This is a genomic window from Flavobacterium sp. ZB4R12, from assembly GCF_048276375.1.
Classification (GTDB): Bacteria; Bacteroidota; Bacteroidia; order Flavobacteriales; family Flavobacteriaceae; genus Flavobacterium; species Flavobacterium gawalongense.
In genome coordinates this window covers 187,281-207,811 of sequence record NZ_JBLNKS010000002.1, presented here as the reverse complement: position 1 = coordinate 207,811, position 20,531 = coordinate 187,281, and the positions used below count along the sequence as shown (strand labels likewise).

The 20,531-nt window shown below is 34.6% G+C and carries 17 protein-coding genes and 1 pseudogene; 12 read left to right on the top strand and 6 right to left on the bottom strand.

From position 1 onward, the window contains the following. Nucleotides 1-15: 15 nt before the first annotated feature. On the top strand, nt 16-2,601 hold the full coding sequence (locus ACNO7W_RS02340) for a cation-translocating P-type ATPase (protein WP_417936868.1): 2,586 nt from the start codon (nt 16-18) through the stop codon (nt 2,599-2,601). A gap of 89 nt (nt 2,602-2,690) precedes the next feature. Here the strand turns inward: ACNO7W_RS02340 and ACNO7W_RS02335 are convergent. Next, nucleotides 2,691-2,864, bottom strand: a pseudogene (locus ACNO7W_RS02335) (sodium-independent anion transporter); the annotation flags it as partial. A gap of 213 nt (nt 2,865-3,077) precedes the next feature. Here ACNO7W_RS02335 and ACNO7W_RS02330 point away from each other — a divergent pair. The 8 genes from ACNO7W_RS02330 (at nt 3,078) to ACNO7W_RS02295 (ending at nt 14,184) form a co-directional block, all read left to right on the top strand. Continuing rightward, entirely contained in the window at nt 3,078-3,911 is an 834-nt protein-coding gene (locus ACNO7W_RS02330; protein WP_417936867.1) for a universal stress protein, read from the top strand. Between the two features lie 100 nt (nt 3,912-4,011). Further along, nucleotides 4,012-4,854 carry a universal stress protein gene (locus ACNO7W_RS02325; protein ID WP_417936866.1) on the top strand — a complete coding sequence of 281 codons (843 nt, stop codon included), beginning with the start codon at nt 4,012-4,014 and terminating at the stop codon, nt 4,852-4,854. Between the two features lie 262 nt (nt 4,855-5,116). After that, the gene (locus ACNO7W_RS02320; protein WP_417936865.1) at nt 5,117-7,711 is read left to right on the top strand and encodes a cation-translocating P-type ATPase; all 2,595 of its coding nucleotides are present in this window, start codon (nt 5,117-5,119) and stop codon (nt 7,709-7,711) included. Nucleotides 7,712-8,325: 614 nt separating this feature from the next. Continuing rightward, complete coding sequence (locus ACNO7W_RS02315; RefSeq protein WP_417936864.1) at nt 8,326-9,108, top strand: MlaE family ABC transporter permease; 783 nt, start codon at nt 8,326-8,328, stop codon at nt 9,106-9,108. A 6-nt stretch (nt 9,109-9,114) separates the two neighbouring features. Then, on the top strand, nt 9,115-9,867 hold the full coding sequence (locus tag ACNO7W_RS02310) for an ABC transporter ATP-binding protein (protein WP_417936863.1): 753 nt from the start codon (nt 9,115-9,117) through the stop codon (nt 9,865-9,867). 8 nt (nt 9,868-9,875) lie between these two features. Beyond that, on the top strand, nt 9,876-10,853 hold the full coding sequence (locus ACNO7W_RS02305) for an MlaD family protein (protein WP_417936862.1): 978 nt from the start codon (nt 9,876-9,878) through the stop codon (nt 10,851-10,853). Nucleotides 10,854-10,905: 52 nt separating this feature from the next. Next, the gene (locus ACNO7W_RS02300; protein ID WP_417936860.1) at nt 10,906-11,949 is read left to right on the top strand and encodes a pesticidal protein Cry7Aa; all 1,044 of its coding nucleotides are present in this window, start codon (nt 10,906-10,908) and stop codon (nt 11,947-11,949) included. 12 nt (nt 11,950-11,961) lie between these two features. Then, entirely contained in the window at nt 11,962-14,184 is a 2,223-nt protein-coding gene (locus tag ACNO7W_RS02295; RefSeq protein ID WP_417936858.1) for a glycosyltransferase, read from the top strand. Nucleotides 14,185-14,291: 107 nt separating this feature from the next. Here ACNO7W_RS02295 and ACNO7W_RS02290 read toward each other — a convergent pair whose 3' ends face one another. Genes ACNO7W_RS02290 through ACNO7W_RS02280 form a run of 3 tightly spaced genes read right to left on the bottom strand, consistent with a single transcriptional unit; the run spans nt 14,292 to nt 16,510 of the window. Next, nucleotides 14,292-14,429: a hypothetical protein gene (locus tag ACNO7W_RS02290; protein WP_417936856.1), complete on the bottom strand. Its 138-nt coding sequence runs from the start codon at nt 14,427-14,429 to the stop codon at nt 14,292-14,294. Nucleotides 14,430-14,447: 18 nt separating this feature from the next. Beyond that, on the bottom strand, nt 14,448-15,572 hold the full coding sequence (locus ACNO7W_RS02285; protein WP_417936854.1) for a cysteine desulfurase family protein: 1,125 nt from the start codon (nt 15,570-15,572) through the stop codon (nt 14,448-14,450). A gap of 17 nt (nt 15,573-15,589) precedes the next feature. Beyond that, nucleotides 15,590-16,510 (bottom strand): EamA family transporter, encoded by a 921-nt coding sequence (locus ACNO7W_RS02280; protein WP_417936852.1) that lies wholly within the window; start codon nt 16,508-16,510, stop codon nt 15,590-15,592. Nucleotides 16,511-16,703: 193 nt separating this feature from the next. Between ACNO7W_RS02280 and ACNO7W_RS02275 the strand changes: the two genes are divergently transcribed. Continuing rightward, entirely contained in the window at nt 16,704-17,660 is a 957-nt protein-coding gene (locus ACNO7W_RS02275) for a hypothetical protein (protein ID WP_417936850.1), read from the top strand. A 131-nt stretch (nt 17,661-17,791) separates the two neighbouring features. Here the strand turns inward: ACNO7W_RS02275 and ACNO7W_RS02270 are convergent, their stop codons facing one another. Both ACNO7W_RS02270 and ACNO7W_RS02265 read right to left on the bottom strand, forming a co-directional pair. Continuing rightward, nucleotides 17,792-18,343, bottom strand: coding sequence for a Smr/MutS family protein (locus ACNO7W_RS02270; protein WP_417936900.1), 552 nt, complete (start codon nt 18,341-18,343; stop codon nt 17,792-17,794). Continuing rightward, on the bottom strand, nt 18,336-18,518 hold the full coding sequence (locus ACNO7W_RS02265; RefSeq protein WP_143386469.1) for a hypothetical protein: 183 nt from the start codon (nt 18,516-18,518) through the stop codon (nt 18,336-18,338). Before ACNO7W_RS02265 ends, ACNO7W_RS02270 begins: the two co-directional genes overlap by 8 nt. Nucleotides 18,519-18,621: 103 nt before the next feature. Here ACNO7W_RS02265 and ACNO7W_RS02260 point away from each other — a divergent pair, with 103 nt between their 5' ends. Beyond that, nucleotides 18,622-18,900, top strand: a complete 279-nt coding sequence (locus ACNO7W_RS02260) for a DUF2752 domain-containing protein (protein ID WP_417936848.1) — start codon at nt 18,622-18,624, stop codon at nt 18,898-18,900. Nucleotides 18,901-19,127: 227 nt separating this feature from the next. Next, entirely contained in the window at nt 19,128-20,522 is a 1,395-nt protein-coding gene (locus ACNO7W_RS02255) for an ATP-binding protein (protein WP_417936846.1), read from the top strand. Nucleotides 20,523-20,531 lie beyond the last annotated feature (9 nt).

Below are 20,531 nucleotides of genomic sequence, written 5' to 3'. Positions count from 1 at the left end.
TAAAAAAACAAAACGATGAACTGGCACTTACTACCTCTTTTAGAAATAGAACAGTTGTTAAACACAACTCCGTCAGGCATTGATGATGTTTCGGCATCACAACGCTTGTCCAAACACGGGAAAAATCAAATCGAAGATAAAAAAAAGAAAAGCATTTTGCAGATGTTACTGCATCAGTTGACTGATTTTATGATTCTCGTTCTTATTGCATCGGCAATTATTTCAGGCATATTGGGAGACATAACGGATACGGTAATTATTCTTGCCATTGTGGTCATCAACGCCATCGTCGGGTTTGTACAGGAATACCGTGCAGAAAAAGCGATGGAAGCCTTAAAGAGTATGGCAGCCAGTAATGCCCGCATTTTGCGCAATGGAAAAACTATTGATATTCCAGCTTCTGATTTAGTGCCTGGAGATGTGGTATTGCTTGAAGCCGGAAATATTATCCCTGCCGATGTTCGTTTTTTTGAAACACACCAAATAAAAGTGGATGAATCGGCTCTTACCGGCGAATCACATAACGTGGAAAAGAATCCTGAAAAACTCCCCGAAGGAGATTATCCACTTGGTGACAGAATAAACCTGGGGTTCAAAGGAACATTTATCACTAACGGGCGAGCTCTTGCTTATGTAGCGACAACCGGAATGAACACCGAACTTGGTCGTATTGCTAAAATGATTCAAACCGATGAGACATCAACCCCATTGCAAAAAAGATTAGCGGCTTTTGGGAAAAGATTATCAGTTGTTGTATTGATTATTTGCACCGTGATCTTTCTTATCGGTTGGCTGCGTGGAGAAGAAATTTTAACGATGCTTCTTACCTCCATTTCGCTTGCTGTCGCTGCCATTCCGGAAGCATTGCCGGCTGTTGTAACCATTGCTCTCGCATTTGGCGCAAAGCAACTAGTGAAAAGCAATACACTCATCCGCAAACTTCCTGCCGTTGAAACACTCGGTTCCGTGACCTATATTTGTTCTGATAAAACGGGAACGCTTACGCTGAATAAAATGACCGTGCAGGAAATTTTTGAAACAGCAGATAACAAAATCAATTCCGTGTTTTCAGAAAATAACCCTTTACTGAATGCAATGGCATTGAACAATGATGTTTCGAAAGACAAAGACGGGAAATGGCTGGGTGATTCTACCGAAGTCGCATTGACCCAATATGCCTCCAATAATAATTCAGATAGAAGTGTTTTAGAAAAGAAGTTTCCGAGAATTGCAGAACTTCCGTTTGATTCCACACGAAAGTGCATGACTACTTTACATCAAACCGAAAATGGAATTATCGTCATAACAAAAGGCGCAGTGGATGTTTTATTTAGAAAACTGAATGACGAACAGAAATCATTTATTCCTGAATTTGAACGCAAAGCGGATGAGATGGCTGAGAAGGGTTATCGCGTGTTAGGATATGCAATGAAAATGCTCCCCTCATTGCCTGAAAACGTAAATGCGGATGAAATAGAATCATCATTAACGCTTATTGGTTTTGCCGGAATGATTGACCCTCCGCGTGAGGAAGCAAAACAAGCGGTAACAGAGTGTAAACAAGCCGGCATTATTCCAGTAATGATTACAGGCGACCACAAACTCACGGCTAAAGCTATCGCAAAATATTTGGGAATCATTTCTTCGGAGGAAGATATTGTGTTAGACGGAACCGAACTTGCCAAACTAAGTGAATATGATTTTGAGAAGATTGTTGAAAAAGTCAGGGTATATGCGCGTGTAAATCCCGAACAAAAATTAAAAATAGTCACTGCATTGCAAGCCAAAAATCAATTTGTTGCCATGACGGGAGATGGCGTGAATGATGCCCCCGCACTTAAAAATGCCGACATAGGTATTGCTATGGGTATTAACGGGACCGAAGTGTCCAAAGAAGCCTCTCACATGATATTGCTTGACGATAATTTTGCCACCATTGTAGTTGCCGTAAAACACGGACGAAAAATATTTGACAATATCCTGAAATTCATCAAATATACGATGACTAGTAATAGCGGAGAGATATGGGCTATTTTTCTGGCTCCGTTCTTCTTGTTGCCTGTCCCGCTGTTAGCAGTACATATCCTTTGGATTAATCTGGTAACCGATGGTTTACCCGGATTGGCATTGGCATCAGAACCAGCCGAAACCAACATTATGAAACGACCGCCAAGAAATCCGAAACAAAACATTTTTGCCGGTGGCATGGCAATACACATTTTATGGGTGGGTTTTTTGATGGGCGTGGTAACTCTTGGGATGCAGGCATGGGCAATACACAGTGAAAATACCCATTGGCAAACCATGGCATTCACGGTGCTTTGCTTTAGCCAGATGGGGCATGTAATGGCAATTCGTTCGGAGCGGGAATCTGTTTTTAAAATTGGAGTGTTTTCAAACAAACCCCTTTTAGGAGCTTTATTTCTGACTGTTGTTTTACAATTGATGATAATTTACACTCCTTTCTTTAATGCTATTTTCAGAACACAGCCGCTAACTTTTTTCGAATTGGCAATAACCTTAGCCGTATCAGGTATTGTGTTTTTTGCGGTGGAATGTGAGAAATGGGTCTTCCGTTTGAAAAACAGAAAACAGCATTAGCATCAATACTAGTAATTTGCTTTTAAAAACAATATATGAGTCCCTTTATTCTTCATCTTATTGATTATTTTTTTATACTGGATATACTAATTTAACATGGAGACAGTGATTAAAGACACAATTATAACCAGAAAAACATCATGCTTAGGCATTTTATTAAATATTTTTAAACTAGCCCATTCAAAAGTTCCTATGGCAACCATAATCATAAAACCTACTAAAGCGGCCATGGGTAATTGCTCAATTACTGGAGCACAAAATAAAAAACAATTTTTAAATAAACTATTCTGGCATTGAAACAACAATACAAAAACAGAACTAATAAATTGATTAACAATTATTTAAAACAAATTTCAACACTAGAATATTAAATTATTTTAAACTAAATTTACTATAATTATTGAAAACAGTTGAATACGAGTAGAGGTTAAAAAGATAGAATTGATGTGTGTTTTTATTAAAATAAAAAGAAAATCATGAAAACAATACTTATACCCACAGACTTTTCATCCAATGCAAATAACGCATTAAAGTATGCTAATGCCTTTGCTCAAGCGACAAACAACAAAATAGTTTTGCTACATACATATATTCCAATATTAGGAAATTATAATAGGATTCCCGGAATAATTGCCGAGGAAAATGCCAGAGTCAAAAAAGAAAGTCAAAAAAATTTAGAAGACTTGTGCAATAAATATGTTGAAGTATCTTGTCATAACTTGGTTACCATAGGCGATCCCATTGATACGATTTTAGATGTATCCCGAAAAGCTAAGGTTGATTTAATAATTATGGGAACCCATGGTGCAAGTGGGTTAAGACAAATATTGTTTGGCAGTAATACCTCTGGTGTTATTTCAAAATCAACCGTTCCCGTACTTGCAATTCCACAGCGGTATCGTTTCAGGAAAATAGACACCATTGTTTATGCTTCCGACTTAAAAAACACTTTTAATGAACTGAAACATATTATTCCCATCGCAAAACAATTAGATGCGACCATTGAAATATTGAATTTGAATTATGGGTACAATAGTACGGATGACGAAAAGAAAACAATAGAAAAGAAAATAAAATCGCTTAGTTATAAAAAAATTAAATTTATTGAACAAAAAGCTACCCTTGAGCAAACTATGGCTGAGCAACTAAAAAAATATTTAGTAAAACATAAACCGCAAATTCTAGTTATGTTTCCTGATGAAAAATCTTGGTTCGACAAAATTTTTATCAGCAGCAAAACGGAAGAGATGGCAAATCAATTAAAATTGCCATTACTTTCGATCAAAAAAATAATAGTTAAACAAAACTAAAAAAATTTAAATGATTGTCATCATGACAGTTAATCAAGTTGTGGCTTTAGTAAAAAATTTCTTTATAGAATAATAATCTCATAATTAAAAAAATAACATTATGAATTCAATAAAAACAATACTTGTACCCACGGATTTCTCCCTTTCGGCAGATTCCGCGATTCATTATGTCTTAAAAACAACCTCGCTGGTTGATGTATCGCTAATTTTGTATCATTGTTTTATACCTTTTGAAAGTGGTTTTTATCCGCTTACGCTAAGCAATAAGGAAAATCTTGATACCAATAGAATTTTAACAGATCGACTTAACGCTATCAAAGACTCTATTTTAAAGAAAAATGCCAATCTTTCTATCTCCACACACGTGGATCAAGGGCCACAAGGAATTAGAATAACCGAATTTTGTAAAAAAAAGAAAGTTGACTTGATAATAATGGGAACTAAAGGTGCCAGCGGCTTAAAAGAAAAGTTAATAGGAAGTTTTACCGCAGAGGTGATGACTAAAGTCGCTTGTCCAGTATTAGCCATTCCCGAAAAATATAAATTTAAAGTACCAAAAAATATCACTTATGCTACGAATTACGGTAAAAAAGATAAAAAAGTTATCCAATCATTGTTGGAACTAAACCTTGTTTTTAATCCGCAAATTAATATTCTACATATCGATCGGGGTATAAACTTTTTTACAGCAGACGAAGACTATGAAAAGTATAAAAAAACAATTGAGATGCAATTCAAAGATTTTTCGTTCACTTTTAATCATGTTGTTGGGAAGGATGTCGAAAAAACACTTTTAGAAGAAATATTAATTAACAAAACAGATATTTTAGTGATGAATCCTTTAAAAAGAAAAGGAATTTGGAATTGGATATTCCATAAAAGTGTAACAAAAAAGATAGCCTACCACATAAACATTCCGTTGTTAAGTATTCCAATTAAATAGAACAACGCTATCAAAATTTACTTCCCCAGTCACATCTAAAAACAAGTCCTTATTATTGAAATTAGCATCAGATGAAAGCATCAACTAAATGAATTTATTGTTGTTATCAAAATGAATAATAAAGGATAAAATTCCGTATATATTTTTATTCCAATAATTAAAGGAGCACTCTTTCTTATTGAAACGGATTACTGCTTTAATAGTGTTGGTTTATGTGCTTATGATGGGCTTACTGTACTACAAAAAATAAAAAAACAAAGTGATGAACTGGCATTTACTATCGCTATCAGCAATAACACAGTTGCTAAATACAACTCCATCCGGTATCGATGATATTACGGCATCAGAACGCTTGTGCGAACACGGAAAAAATCAAATTGAGGATAAAAAAAAGAAGCCAATAGTACAGATGGTGCTTTCTCAGTTATCTGATTTCATGATTCTCATTCTTATTGCAGCCGCAATAATTTCAGGTATAATAGGTGATCTTACAGATACAATAATCATTCTTGTTATCATTATTATTAATGCTACGGTGGGATTTATCCAAGAATATCGGGCTGAAAAAGCAATGGAAGCATTAAAGAATATGGCAGCAAACCATGCCCGTATTTTACGTGAAGGAAAGATGATTGATATTCCTGCTTCCGATTTAGTGCCGGGAGATGTAGTGGTACTTGAAGCGGGAAATGTTATTCCTGCCGATATACGCTTTTTTGAAACCCATCAAATAAAAGTAGATGAATCAGCACTTACCGGTGAATCAAACAATGTAGAAAAAAATCCAGAGGAACTTCCCGAAGGAAATTATGGCCTTGGCGACCAAACCAATATGGGCTATAAAGGAACTTATGTTACCAATGGACGGGCGCTGGCTTATGTTGTGGCAACGGGAATGCATACTGAACTTGGACACATCGCTAAAATGATCCAAACCGATGAAACCACAACGCCTTTACAAAAAAGATTAGCCGCTTTTGGCAAACGATTATCAGTAGGCATCCTCATTATCTGTACTATCATTTTTTTTATAGGATGGTTACGCGGAGAATCCGTTTTAACGATGTTGATTACTTCTATTTCACTCGCTGTTGCCGCCATACCTGAAGTATTGCCTGCATTGGTAACCATTGCACTTGCTTTTGGTGCCAAAAAATTGGCAAAAAGCAATGCGCTTATCAGGAAGTTACCAGCAGTTGAAACGCTGGGTTCCGTTACCTACATCTGTTCTGATAAAACAGGAACCCTTACCTTGAATAAAATGACCGTTGAAGTTGTATATGAAACCGCTGACCCAAAATACGATGCCATTTTTGGTGAAAGCAACATACTGCTCAACGCAATGGCTTTAAACAATGATGTTTCAAAAGATAAAAACGGGGATTGGTTAGGGGATTCAACCGAAGTGGCATTAGCGCAATATGCTTTCAAAGAAAATTTGAACCGAGCCGATTTAGAATTAAAATTTCCCCGAATTGCAGAATTGCCATTCGATTCCAAACGAAAATGCATGACTACCTTACACCAATTCGAAAACCAAGATGGCGAGCGAACCGGTGAGATTATTGTCATTACTAAAGGAGCTGTTGATGCATTATTTGGCAAATTAAATGACGACAAAAAATCGCTTATCCCTGAATTTGAACTCAAAGCCAACGAGATGGCTGAGAAAGGACATCGTGTTTTGGGATATGCAATGAAAACAATTTCCTCCCTTCCGGAAAATTTGAATGCAGATGAAATAGAAACAGAATTAACCTTTATTGGTTTTGCAGGGATGATTGACCCACCGCGCGAAGAAGCAAAGCAAGCCGTTTCTGAATGCAAAGAAGCAGGCATTATTCCGGTAATGATTACGGGAGACCATAAACTTACCGCAAAAGCCATAGCAACAAAATTGGGAATCATATCTTCTGATGATGATCTGGTTTTAACAGGTTCCGAATTATCAGCATTAACACAGATTGAGTTTGCGAAAATTGTAGAAAAAGTGCGGGTATATGCTCGAGCAAGCCCGGAACAAAAATTAAAAATCGTTAACGCCTTACAATCCAAAAAACATTTTGTAGCCATGACAGGCGATGGAGTGAATGATGCTCCGGCACTTAAAAATGCCGATATCGGTATTGCTATGGGTATCAATGGGACGGTAATATCCAAAGAAGCCTCACACATGATTTTGCTTGATGATAATTTCGCTACTATCGTGGTTGCGGTAAAACACGGACGAAAAATATTTGACAATATCCTGAAATTCATCAAGTATATAATGACCGGAAATTCAGCAGAAATATGGGCCATTTTTTTAGCTCCGTTTTTCGGATTACCAATTCCGCTGTTGGCCATACATATTCTTTGGATCAATTTGGTAACCGATGGCTTACCCGGATTAGCACTTGCCTCAGAACCATCTGAAGCAAACATAATGAAACGACCACCAAGAAATCCGAAGGAAAATATTTTCTCAAACGGCATGGCAATACATATTTTGTGGATAGGATTTTTAATGGGTGCAGTAACCATTGGAATACAGGCTTGGGCGATATACAATGCAAACACACATTGGCAAACCATGGCATTCACAGTGCTATGTTTCAGTCAGTTGGGACATGTAATTGTCATTCGTTCCGGGCGGGAATCCATATTCAAAATAGGATTTTTTTCTAACAAGCCTATGTTAGGTGCCTTAACAATCACTATTATTCTTCAATTTATAATTATTTACACGCCCTTTTTTAACGAGGTTTTTAAAACACAACCCCTAACTATTTATGAGTTGCTACTAACCTTAGCGGCATCAAGTATTATATTTTGGTCCGGTGAATTTGAGAAATGGATTAAAAACAGAAATAAATAAACTGCAATAGTCTTATAATTCTTTATTTCATTTTAGTATAAAATATTCAGTTAATACATTCCAACCTTTTTCACAGGAGCCTTTTTAAATAATATAATATGACAGTCCGCAATATGTTCCAAAGGATAAAATATGGCACATAGATAACACGGATTGAACGGATTTTGCACAGATTTAAATAACAGTTTGATTCATCAAGTAAAAAAATCCGTGTAAATCGGTATAATCTGTACAATCTGTGGGCTAATATTTATGCTTTATAAATGTACAAACGACGAAAATTGTATTCGAAATGATTTTAGTCCGCATTACGGATAGTCATATAATATAAAAAGCCATTGATGCAAAATTTTCCTCTTTACATCAATGGTTCTTTCCATTCGCTTCTTAAAGAAATGTTACTTTTTGTGTTCGTTTGTTTCAGGACGATCGTATTAGTTAAAATAAAAAAACTGTTCCATAAGTGTCCATATCTTTCCATATTTTTCTAAATTTATTTTTTCTCGACAAAACTATCAAAAAAATAGACGAACAACAAGTAAAACATCTGACAATCATAGAAATAATCGTATATTTGAGTAGCCATTTTCTGTTAAAAATTAATTCATTCGCTTATGAATAGTATTTTTAAAATAATCGAATTGTTCAAAGTTTTTTTACTTGAAATTGGTGAACTTTCGTATTTTGCCGGCCGTTTTTTTAGAGAAGTTTTTAAACGTCCTTCAGAGTTCAAGGAATTTCTTCGCCAATGCTTTTATATGGGAAATCGTTCCCTACTGCTTGTTGCCGTTACGGGATTTATTATTGGTTTAGTTTTTACCTTACAATCACGTCCCACGTTGCAGGAATTTGGCGCAGTTTCTTGGATGCCATCTATGGTGAGCATTTCGCTTATTAGAGAAATTGGACCTATTATAACGGCCTTGATTTGCGCGGGACGCATCGGTTCCGGAATTGGTGCCGAGCTAGGTTCTATGAGGGTTACGGAACAAATTGATGCCATGGAAGTTTCAGGTACAAATCCCTTTAAATACTTAGTGGTTACACGAATATTAGCGACCACTTTTATGCTTCCTATTCTGGTTTTTTTTGGAGATGCTATCGCCATTTTTGGTTCTTTTCTGGTGGAAAATATCAAGGGAAATGTGTCCTTTTTATTGTATTACAATCAGGTTTTTGATGCATTGGAATTTGGTGATTTAATCCCCGCAACGATTAAAACCTTCTTTTTTGGATTTGCCATAGGATTAGTAGGTTGTTTTAAGGGGTATAATTGTAAAAAAGGAACTGCAGGTGTGGGTTTAGCGGCCAACTCTGCGGTGGTTTTTACCTCGATGCTGCTGTTTATTATTGACTTTGTTGCTGTTTTTGTTACCGATATTTTTTATGATTTATAACTGATTATGAGTACTCCAATACAAAATCAAAAACCTATTATAGAAATCAAAGACTTAAAAAAAAGCTATGGTGATAATCATGTTTTGGATGGTTTTAATATGGTTTTGTATGAAGGTGAAAATTTAGTTATCATGGGAAAATCAGGTTCCGGTAAATCCGTAATGATTAAATGCCTAATTGGATTGGAAGAGCATGACAGTGGTTCTATCGTAGTGATGGAAAAAGATATTAGTGAACTCGACCATTCAGCATTAGACGAGCTTCGGACAGAAGTTGGATTTCTTTTTCAAGGAAGCGCACTCTATGATTCCATGACAGTCAGAGAAAATCTGGAATTCCCATTAAGACGTCATAAAAAAAAATTCGGAAAAATAAAAGACACTACTCCATTGGTTATGGAAGCATTGGAAAATGTAGGTTTGGCTCATACTATAAATTTAATGCCCGAAGAACTTTCGGGGGGAATGAAACGTAGGATTGCTTTGGCAAGAACTTTAATTCTCCAACCTAAAATTATTCTTTATGACGAACCAACTACTGGGTTAGACCCCATCACTGCAAAAGAAATTTTGCTATTAATGATGTCCATCCAGAAAAAATACAACACTTCGGCAATTATCATCACCCATGATGTGGATTGCGCCAGAGTGATTTCAAACAGAATGATTTTATTGGTAGATGGCATCAATTATATCGAAGGCACTTTTGAGGAATTATCAATCTCAACTGATCCTAAAGTACAAGCATTTTTTAAATAAGAGTAAAAATGGAAAAAACGACATCACAAAAAATACGCCTTGGGCTTTTTGTAATAATCGGGTTAATAATTTTTATACTAGCCGTTTATTTCATTGGCGATAAGCAACAAATGTTTGGAAAAACCTACCATTTAAAAGCTATTTTCAATAACGTGAATGGCTTACAAATAGGCAATAATGTGCGCTACTCAGGGATAAACGTAGGAACCGTTGAAGGAATCGAAATGGTTAGTGACACGATCATTCGAGTGGATATGCTTATTGAAAAAACCATTTTTTCCTATATCAAAAAAGATGCAGTTGCCATTATAGGTTCCGATGGTCTGGTAGGAAACATGATTATAAACATTCTTCCGGGGAAAGGCAAATTTCCGCCCGTTAACCCCGGAGATGAGATTAAATCCTTAAATCGCGTTCGTACGGATGATATGCTTAATACGCTTGGGGTGACCAATAAAAACGCATCGCTTCTTACCGCTGATTTACTTAAAATCACAAAGGAAATCACTGATGGAAAAGGGACTGTGGGTTTATTGATTAAAGATTCCATTTTAGCAAAAGACCTGAAGGAAACCGTACATTATTTAAAAATTGCAGGAAAAGGAACCTCGGAATCTGTTACAAAATTAAACCGAATCATTTCTTCATTGGATAATAAAGACAATGTAATAGGTGTTTTGAAAGATACGGCCGTAGCCAATAATATGAAAACAATTGTTCAAAATTTAGATGAATCAAGTTATAAAATTGACGAAGTTGTAACCAATCTCAACTCGACAATTACAAATATTAAAGACGGAAAAGGCGCTATAAATTACCTTTCAAATGACCCTGAATTAGTACGGAAAATAGATTCTACGATGACTAACATTAATGAAGCCAGTTTTCGTCTAAATGAAAATATGGAAGCTTTGAAACACAATTTCTTATTTCGAGGTTATTTTAGAAAACAGGAAAAAGCAAAATTGAAAGAGCAGAAAAAATAGATTTATGAGATTAACATTGTTGCATTAGAAATACATAAAAGAACATCAAATCATGGTTACAATAGAAAAGCTTGGAATAATTTTAAGCCCCACCGACAAAGAATTTGAAAATAACGGCGTGTTCAATCCTGGTATTTATCAGGATGGAAATACCATTCATGTTTTATACCGAGCGGTAGAACATGGTAACTTCTCAACCATAGGTTATGCAAAAATGGATGGTCCACTTAAAGTAACGGAACGGCATGAAAAGCCATTAATAACTCGTGATTTCGATTACGAAAAACATGGTGTGGAAGATGCACGAATTGTAAAAATTGAAGACACCTATTACATTACTTATACAGCATATGATGGCATCAATGCGATGGGAGCACTTGCCACTTCAAAAGATTTAATCCTTTTTGAAAAACATGGAATCATAACTCCACATGTAAATTACCAAGAATATGAAAATTTTGTAACTTTTTGTGACATCAATAAAAATAAGTTAAATCCAAAATACCATCAATACTATAACCTTTTTGCACAAATAGGATTGGTGGAAGATGAACTTAGATTGCTCAGAGATAAAGATGTAGTTTTATTTCCAAGAAAAATAAATGGGAAGTTTGTTATGTTGCATCGCATTTGGCCCGGAATCCAAATAGTACAATTTGAGGATTGGAATGATTTAACCGAATCTTTTTGGGAAAATTATCTTAAAAATCTTGTCAATCATATCGTACTCGATCCAAAAGACATCTTTGAGGTAAACTACATTGGTGCAGGTGGTCCGCCAATAGAAACTGAATTTGGCTGGTTGATAATCTATCATGGTGTTCAGGAAACTACAACAGGAAAAGTCTACCATGCCAAAGCTGCATTATTGCAATTAGACAAACCCGAAATTGAACTTTCCAGATTACTTTATCCGCTATTTTCACCTGCCAAGCAATGGGAAATAGAAGGCGAAGTAAGAAACATTGTATTTCCAACCGGTCATGCTTTATTTGGGGATGACCTTTATATATATTATGGTGTGGCTGATAAACATGTTGCTGTTGCAAAATTAGATATCAACGAATTGCTTCTCGAATTGAGAAAACAACCCTAAAAAACAAGTGTCATGAAATTCGAGAGAGGAATAAAAATGCTACTTGTAAGTTCGTATCCGCCAAGAGAATGCGGTATAGCAACTTTTTCAAATGACATTGTCAACGCAGTGAGAATTGTTTTTGGAGACACATTGCCTGTTGAAGTATGCGCTTTGCAAAATAGTGAACAGCACTTTGACTATAGTAATGAAGTAACCTATATTTTACCTGTTACTTCTTTAGACGATTATCGGCTGATTGCTGAAAAAATAAATGAACGAAACGATATCGCATTGGTTTGTATTCAACATGAATTTGGCCTTTTTAGAGGTGAATATGGCGATTATGTTCTCTCCTTCATATTAGCACTAAACAAACCAATTGTTACCGTTTTTCATACCGTGTTACCAAATCCAGATGAAAAAAGAAAAAAAATAGTTTACGCCATAGCTGATTTATCAGATCGTATCATTGTACTCACTAAAAACTCACAAACTCTTTTGGCTAATGATTACAATGTGGATAAAATCAAAACAATTGTAATTCCTCACGGTAATCACAGCGTACTATGGGAACAAAAAGACAAATTAAAAAAAAACTATAATTTCTCGGATAAAATAGTAATGTCCACATTTGGTTTAATCAGCCAAAATAAAGGCATCGAAACCGTATTGCATGCTTTACCCGAAATTGTTAAAAAACATCCTGAAGTAATTTATCTCGTGATTGGAAAAACACATCCTGAAATAATTCATCATGAAGGGGAAAAATATCGAGATAGCCTTATTGATATTGTGAAAGAACTTCATCTGGAAAACAATGTCATTTTCATTAATGAATACCTGCAATTGTCGCAATTACTGGAATACTTAACTTTATCAGACATCTATTTGTTCTCTTCCAAAGATCCTAATCAAGCCGTAAGTGGGACTTTTGCTTATGCCATGAGTTGTGGTTGTACTGTTATTTCTACTCCAATACCGCACGCTGTTGAAGCATTAGTAAATGGCAACGGAATACTCTTGAATAGTTTTGAAAACTCAGAAGAATTTAAAAAAGCAATTCTATACTTGATAGAAAATAAAGAGGAACGGATAGCGATGGGCAAAAATGCATTTTCTTTGTCACACGCCACTAACTGGGAAAATATTGCTATTCAATACCGATTACTTTTTGACCAATTAACCAATCGAGAAGAAGATTTAAGATTCAATTTACCCCCTATAAAACTAGACCATATCAAAAAACTAACTACTGATTATGGAATACTTCAATTTTCAAAATTTAGTCAGCCAGATCCTGAATCAGGTTACACATTAGACGATAATGCCAGAGCGTTAATCAATATGGTACTGTATAACAAAGCTTTTCCAAATAAACATGCCTTGAAGCTTGCAAATACCTATTTAAATTTTGTAGAAGGCATTCAGCGAAACAATGGTTGGTTTGATAATTACAAAGGTTTTGACAATCAATTAACAAAACAAAACGAAGAAGTAAATCTTGAAGATGCAAACGGGAGAGCCTTATGGAGTTTAGGAACTGTAATTGCACATAGAGAATCGGTACCTGCAGAAATGATTTTACGGGCAGAAAAATGTTGGGATAAAGCAATAAAAAGAATTGACGACATTAAATCCCCAAGAGCCATAGCCTATGCTTTGAAAGGACTGTACCATTATTATTCAGCTTATAAAGAAGAGGGTATAAGGCAGAATATAGAAAAATTTGCTGATGAACTTTTGCATCATTATCACATCAATTCAGCAGAAAACTGGTGTTGGTATGAAGATTATATGACTTATGCGAATAACGTTTTGCCAGAAGCTATGATGTACAGTTATTTAGTTACAAAAAATCCTAAATACAAAAAAATTGCGGTCATCACTTTTGATTTTCTCCTTTCTCATTATTTTATGAAAGGTCAACTAAAAGTAATCTCAAACAGAGGTTGGTTCAAGAAAGAAAATGAAAGGGTCTTCTATGGAGAACAGCCTATCGAAGTAGCCACTACCATTATTGCATTGGATTTGTTTTATGAAGTAACCAAAAATAAAAAGTACAAAGACCAGCTAAAACTGGCTTTCATCTGGTTTTTAGGGAACAATCATCTGAAACAAATCATGTATAATCCTGAAAATGGTGCATCTTATGACGGATTGGAAGACAAACACATCAACATTAACCAAGGTGCAGAATCTACCTTATGCTATTTCAAAGCGAGATTAATTATGGAAAAATATTCCGAAAACTAACCTTTAAAACCTTAGATAAAAACTATTTTATTGTGTTTTTTGAAACCTAAAATAGATAATTAATGTTTAAGATTTATTTGTCAAGCCAATGTTCCATTTTTACTTTCTTAGAATATGAATCCTGGTTTTACGAATTTGTCTTTCGGCATTGTGACGCAATTGTTCGTGATGTAAAAACCATCCTGCAATCGCACCAATAACACTTCCAAGAGGTAACCCATCTGTCTTTTGAAATTATCACTCATTTTGATTATTTGTTCTTTCTAAATACTTTTTAATGCTGCAATGAGTAAATCAATGTCCTCTTTTGAGTTATAATGACTTAAAGAAATGCGCAAACTTGGTTTTTTCAAATCTTCATTAGAAAGCATTTCCGCTAATACATGCGAGGGTTTTATGCTTCCGCTTTGACAAGCGCTTCCGCGGGAAACTGCAATTCCTTTCATATCTAAATGGAATAAAATCATGGCTGTTTTATCTTCTGAAAAAGGCAATAAAACATTCAATATATTGTAAAATCCATCGGGGCTTCCGTTGATTACAAAAGCTGGAAATTCAATTTCAAGTTGGTCTATCAAGTAGTTTTTCAACTCCGAAATATGATTCCGTTCTGTTTCCAAATTACCATACGAAAGTTCCAAAGCCTTAGCCATTCCAGCGATTTGGTGCAACGCCTCAGTTCCTGCCCGCAATCCTTTTTCCTGTTCACCACCGAAAAACAGAGGTTGCAAACCGGAATTTTTTCGAATAAAAGCAAAACCAACGCCTTTTGGACCATGAAATTTATGAGCACTTGCCACAATAAAATTAACGGGTACTGTTTGTAAATCAATTGCTGTTTTTCCAATAGACTGCACGGTATCGGAATGAAACAAAGCATTGTTTTCTTGACAAATAATCCCTATTCTCTCCAAATCCAAAACAATTCCTGTTTCGTTATTCACATGCATCAAGCTTACCAATGTTTTCTTTTCCTGCGAAAGTAATTCCACTAAATCAGTGATATCAATTTCCCCATTTGGTTTAACAGCCACATAATCCACCTGAATACCGTATTCTTTTTCCAAAACTAAAACCGTATACAACACGGCATGATGCTCGATTTTACTGGTAATGATTCGTTTTACTTTCAAATCTTTAACGGCAGAATGAAGAATCCAATTATTGGCTTCGGTACCGCAGGAGGTGAAAATTATTTCTTGCGCAGTCCCATTCAAATGTTTCGCGATTGACTTTCTGGAAAGCTCCAATATACTTTTGGCATTACGTCCAAAACTATGCGTTGACGATGGATTTCCATAATCTTCCGTCATTACTTTGGTCATTTCCTGGATCACTTCAGCACGAATAGCAGTTGTAGAAGCGTTATCGAGATATACTTTTTTCATTTTTTGAAAATTATAAATTATTTTAAGCCTTCCAATTTTGATGGTATTCCTTTTGATTTTCTGGGAAAAATCAGTTTCTCATTAAAAACTGCTATCGAGACCAAAATCAGGAAATACGAAAATAATTGAAGGTAAGTTGCTTGTTCATTGTAATAAAATATGGCCAGTAAAAAACCAATAATTGGATTAATATAAATCATAATCCCAACCGCTGACGAATTAATTCCATTTAAGGCGTACAAGTTTAAAAACAAGGGAATAATAGTAAAAAAAACAACAATAACTAACAGACAGCCATAAAACAAAGGCTCAATAGGAATTGCTCCACTATAATTTGGATAAAACGGCAGAAGAATTATTGCGGCAAACAGTAATTGTATGGTCAGAACCAGGAATTTATCCAGTTCACTATTTTTTCGCTGACTGACTAAATACAAAGCATAAGTAGCCGCTGTAATAAGGCTATAAAAAATATCCTCAAAATGATTGAATGATAATAAAATGCAACTAAAAACACTTATCGTTACTGCAATCCATTGCCATTTACTCAGTTTTTCCTTCAGCATAAAAAAAGCAAAAACAGTGGTTAGAATCGGACAGATTAAATAGGCTAATGATGCCGCTTTTACACTAACATGATTCATCACATAAATAAAAACGAACCAGTTAGAGGATAGAAACAGCCCACCTCCCAAAGTCAAAACAACAACATTTTTTCGCTTTTTTGTAGTCATATTTTTAAAATGATTCCAGTTTTGCTGCATTACTTTTCGTCGGAAAGCAACATTAATAAGCACCATCACGACAACACTAAAAAAAACGCGGTAAAATAAAATGTCTAAAGACGGGTAATTATGTAACGGTTTTAATGCTAAACTGAAAAACCCCCAGATAAAAAAGGCAGAAAAAGCGGCTAAATAATATTTATTAATTCTCATATTCAGTATTAAATTCAGGCAAAGATAATGATTTCTATTCGCTTTAAATTCCCGATGCCTTCCATTTAAACAAAGCTTTAATGGTCTTTATTAGAAATTTAAAAACCCAATATGCTGTTAAATTCGATGATTTTGAATAGGAATGTATTTGGAACAAATTAAAAATTCTATTTTTGTTTCAAATATTATAAACATGAAACGATTACTGGGATTATTGGTTTTTACATTGCTGCTAAACGGTTGTGATGATGGTGATTTGACTTTAGAGACCATTAGTTTTGAAGATGCTACAACAGAAAGCTGCACTACTAAAAATATCATCTATAAACTGAAAGATAAGGAATCGTTGCTTCTCGAAATTCCTGAAAATTCCTTCAAAAACGAACCCAGTTTAGCTGACACACCTACGATAATAGACATTAGCGCTACCAATAGGGTTGTATATCGTTTTTATGACGGAACGGTTTCCTCTTCAACCATTTGTGAATCTATTCCTCCGGCAACTCCTATTGTAACGGATCAATGGACTGCTACAGACGGTAAAATTCAAATATTTACTACTGCTGTAAAAACAACAAACACTACTGATAATAGTACCAAAATTACCGGATACAATCATAATATAGTTTTCAAAAATATCACTTTTGCAAAAAGCAGCGGTACTCAGGTTTATGAAACGTTTGCTTTTGGAGATTATGTCACCTCAGCAACCCCATTGCCTTTTCTATTTGATGAAACAGTAGAACAATGCAGTACTTCGAAACAAATTTATAATTATACCAGTAGTGAAGCACTCATACTGGACATTGATCCTGCTTTGATTGTTAATGATGCAACGCCTTTAAATGCTCCAAGAACCGGACTTATAAGCGCAACTGTTAACAAGCTTACCTATCGATTGTTTTCTGGATTGCTTACATCAAGCTATTTTTGCAACACTACTTTTCCAACAACTCCTGCAATAAGTGAAGAATGGATAGCTGTCTCAGGGGTATCAAATGTGAGTGGAATTGTTGAAGTAACTACCACTACTTTTGGCACTGGGTTTAAACATACTATCGTGCTTAAAAATGTTACTATGAAGAAAGGGAACAACGATTTCAAACTTGGAGACAGCTATATTTATGGCGAACTTTTGACAACAATTTAAACCCAATTATAAGCCTAAAATCAGGCTAATTTTATATTCAAAAAAACGTCCCATTTTAAGTAAAATTTTCTAATGAAAATTGGCTTAAAATGGGACGCTTTTTTTCTTATTACAAACTCAAAAAAAAGACCTTACTTACTATTTTGTTTGATAAAAACTTCTGTTGCTCCCTGGCCGTATTTTTGATAATTGCCTTCTTGAAAAGCAATATTATCATAACGACCCAATAAAAAATCCAGCTCTGCTTTTAGGATTCCTTCACCCACACCATGAATAAAAACAATCTTTGGAATGCGATTGCGAATGGCAAATTCTATGTGTCTTTTTGCCGTTTCAGTTTGCAAGGTCAGAATATCATAATTAGACATTCCGCGCTTATTAGAAACTAATTTTTCGATGTGTAAATCGAACTCCGGAGCTGAAATCTCATGTTTATCTTTGCGTTCTTTAACAAAACTTCGTGGTTTTGGGATTTCTTTCTCTTTCGAAATTTCATCTACATTAATTCTTCTAATAGAATCCATTAAGTTACTGGAATCATTTATTTTAAGCAATTCATTGACAAAAAATGTCATCGCAAAACCATCCTCTGTTTCTATCGTAACTTGGTTATCTTTCACTGAAAGCACTACTCCGTTCATGGCTTCATCAAGCACTGAAACTTTATCTCCTTTACTAAACATTTTCATCTTCTTTATCTTGATTCTTACTTGGCGTCTTGGCACTCAATTGCATCATTCCAAACATAAAAACAACAATTGCCACTACCATCACATATATATTTTTCTCTACTTTTACTTGCTCGTATAAAGCTACAATGATTGCAATAATCATTATGGGAATTAAAAACTTTTTCATCTCTTTAGGTATCAGTTTCCAAAAGTAATGAATTTAAAATTGCATCAATTTATTATCTCAACCGTTTCTTATTTTTTCGTAAAATTGTAAAAACAAAAAACCATTGGATTTAGAAAAATATATGCTCCCTTGTTTAAGCAAAACACTCTTTGGAATAGAGTGTTTGGGCTGTGGTTTTCAGAGAGGATTATTGTTGCTTTTACAAGGCAATTTTACAGCTGCTTTCAAGATGTACCCTGCCCTATTTACAACGCTATTATTTTTAGGAATTGTTGGTTTGCATTTCGTTGATAAACGAAATAATTATCAAAAATACATCATTGGAATGGCAATCATTAATGGCCTATTTATGATTGCCGGGTATTTTTACAAACACTATTAAGTGATGATTTTATTTTTTCGAAACAGAGAGCAACTTATCACGAATCAAAAAATTGATTTTTAGATTGTTAAAAAAGTAACCTATAAATTAAATAATTTAAACTTCCTCTAAGTCATAAAAATCATTATTTTTGAATTTATGACTGTATTAAATTCATCCGATTGTAAATAATATTGTGGTCATATCAAACCCAAAACTCAGTTACGCCTATACTGATTTCAGCATCTATGAAAGAAATTAACCTTAAAAAAGCACCATTACAAAGAATAGTTTTTTTTCTCATTCTTATTTTGGGAATGATTTATCTCTATTATACCTGGACAAGATTTAAAGAGGAACGAACTGACAGCGTATTACAAATTGCAAGATCTATTGAAGCAGCCTTACCAAAAGGAGCTTTAAAAATACTTGAAGTAAATCCGTCAGATATTAACAAGCCCGAGTACCAGACTTTAAAAAATAGTCTGAAAGCAATAATCCGTGTTAATCCCAAGGCAAGCTTTGCGTATTTATACACCCAGAAAAATGGCAAAATATACTTCATGGTTGATTCAGAACCTGAGAGTTCTGAAGATTATTCTCCTCCCGGACAAGAATACACAGAAGCAGACGAACCTACTTTCAAAGCCATCAATAACGGAAATGATATTATCACAGAACCTTCTACTGATAGATGGGGAACATGGGTTAGTGCTTATATCCCCATAAGAGATAAAGTTTCCGGTAAAACCATTGCTGTATACGGTATGGATTTTGACGCAAAATCATGGAATAATGCCTTACTATTCGAAGTATTTCAATCCAGTTTATTAGTACTGCTATTTCTAATCACATCACTATTTTTATTTAAAATAATGGACAAGAATAAAATCCTTAATTATGACATTATTAACCGAAAAATAGAAGAAAAAAAATTACAAGATGCCTTATTAGTCCTTAAAAAAAAGAATGATGAATTGGATCAATTTGCTTACATCGTTTCTCATGATCTTAAGGCTCCATTAAGAGCAATCTATAGTCTTTCGGAATGGATTATTGAAGATTTAACCAATATTTCTGACGAGACAAATTCAAATTTCAAATTATTACAGGGAAGAATTCTAAGAATGGAAAACTTAATTAATGGCATTCTGGAATATTCCCGCATTGGAACAACAAATATCGAACTTGAAAAGGTCGATTTACATAAAATGCTGGAAGAAATAGTTGAAACAATTGTTCCTAATGAAGGATTTGAAGTTAGTATTGACAACAATTTCCCCATTATTAGTGCAGAAAAAATATTAATGCATCAGATTTTCAGTAACCTGATAGGCAATGCAGTGAAATATAACGACAAACCTATTGGAAAAATTGAATGTACTTATGTTTCATTACCTGACTTTCATCAATTTACCATAAAAGACAATGGCCCCGGAATTCCTAAAAAATACCAGGAAAAAGTATTTGGTGTTTTTCAAACCATTTTAGCCCGAGATATTAAGGAAAGCACCGGTATTGGCTTGTCTATTGTAAAAAAAATCATCGAAGGAAAATTGGGAAGTATTCATATTGAATCTGACGGAAACTATGGTTCGAGTTTTATTTTTACCATTCCTAAAAAACCAAAAACGATAGTTTAATAAATTTTA